2 protein-coding genes are annotated in these 1,367 nt (G+C 61.2%); both read left to right on the top strand.

Translation table 11 applies throughout. The features are described from left to right. The first annotated feature begins 77 nt into the window (after positions 1-77). The gene (gene istA, locus E6W33_RS26845) at positions 78-1,088 is read left to right on the top strand and encodes an IS21 family transposase (RefSeq protein WP_136420443.1); all 1,011 of its coding nucleotides are present in this window, start codon (positions 78-80) and stop codon (positions 1,086-1,088) included. Continuing rightward, complete coding sequence (locus tag E6W33_RS26840; protein ID WP_247869814.1) at positions 1,085-1,306, top strand: ATP-binding protein; 222 nt, start codon at positions 1,085-1,087, stop codon at positions 1,304-1,306. Before istA ends, E6W33_RS26840 begins: the two co-directional genes overlap by 4 nt. Positions 1,307-1,367: the final 61 nt, after the last annotated feature.

Raw genomic sequence — 1,367 nt, 5'->3', positions numbered from 1 at the left:
CCAGTGTGAAAGTAGGTAATCGTCAGGCTTGTGTTACCCAGAAAGCCCCAGCTCCATGAGTTGGGGCTTTTTGCTTTCTGCACCCTCCCGCCAAATACGCCGCACAGCAGCCTGCCTGCGAACTGGGATGCTCGGTCAATACCGTGCGCAAATATTTGAACAGAGATGCGCCGCCTGCCTATCAGGAGCGCGTGTGCCGTGAATTGAAGATCGCGCCATTCGCCGCCTATCTTCAACAGTGCGTGGCCGCTGCAGCGCCTGACTGGATCCCGGCAACGGTGCTCTGGCGCGAGATCCGGGACAAGGGCTTCGATGGCGGCGAACGCACCGTGCGCAACTTTGTTGCCACCCTGCGCCCGGTGCGCTCGCCCGATCCGCTGGTGCGCTTCGAGACGGCCGCTGGTGATCAGATGCAAGTCGACTGGATCGAGTTCAGGCGCCGCAAGGGCGCGAGCCTGTTCGCCTTCGTCGCCACGCTTGGCTACAGCCGCGCCAGCTATGTCGAGTTCGTGGCTGACATGCGGCTCGATACGCTGCTCGCCTGTCACGCCAACTGTTTCGTCTGGTTCGGCGGCGTGCCGCGCCGCGCGCTCTACGACAATATGAAGACCGTGGTCATCGAGCGCGATGCCTATGGCCCGAAACAGCATCGGTTCCAGCCAGGCTTTTTGGACTTCGCCGGGCATTACGGATTCCGGCCGGAACTATGCCGGCCTTACCGGGCCAAGACCAAGGGCAAGGTCGAGCGCATGAATGGCTATATTCGGCGCAGCTTCTATGTGCCGCTGGTGGCCAGACTCAAGTCGGTCGGCCTTGAGCTCGATGTGGTCACCGCCAATACCGAGGTCTGGCGCTGGCTGCGGGACGTTGCCGATGTTCGCTGCCATGGCACCACAAAACTGCAACCCGGCGCCCAGTTGATCGTCGAACGACCGTCGTTGCAACGCCTGCCGCCACCGTATCCGGCATTGATCAAGCCGGCGCTGCCGGCAAGCGGGAAGGAGTTGCGCGAACGGTTTCATGATTGGCTCGCGCCACTGCAGCACCCGCTGTCGGTCTATGACCGGGTGATGGGAGTGGCCGCATGAACATCGCCCACGAACGCGTTGCCGAACTGTGCGCCCAGCTCAAGCTGACAACCGTTGCCGATGTCTTGCCCCATCTGGCACAAAAGGCGATCACCGACGACATCAGCCTGACTGAATTCCTGGAGTCCGTGCTGAAGGCTGAGCAGACGGCGCGCCTGTCCCGGCAACGCACCACGCTCACCCGACTGGCCAGCTTCCCGGCTGAAGTAGCCCCCTGAATCTCCGGACCATTGGTATTCCTTAAAATTACGACTAGGAATACTTCTATGGATATGCCTA

It is taken from the genome of Herbaspirillum sp. ST 5-3 (assembly GCF_004804275.1).
In the GTDB taxonomy this organism is placed as follows: Bacteria; Pseudomonadota; Gammaproteobacteria; order Burkholderiales; family Burkholderiaceae_D; genus Noviherbaspirillum.
Note: the sequence above shows the minus strand (reverse complement) of the source record. Positions and strands in the feature narration are given on the sequence as shown.

What these genes read in the sequence shown, in the direction of transcription:
- E6W33_RS26840 (WP_247869814.1), top strand. Translation starts at nt 1,085, where the DNA reads ATGAACATCGCCCACGAACGCGTTGCCGAACTGTGCGCCCAGCTCAAG.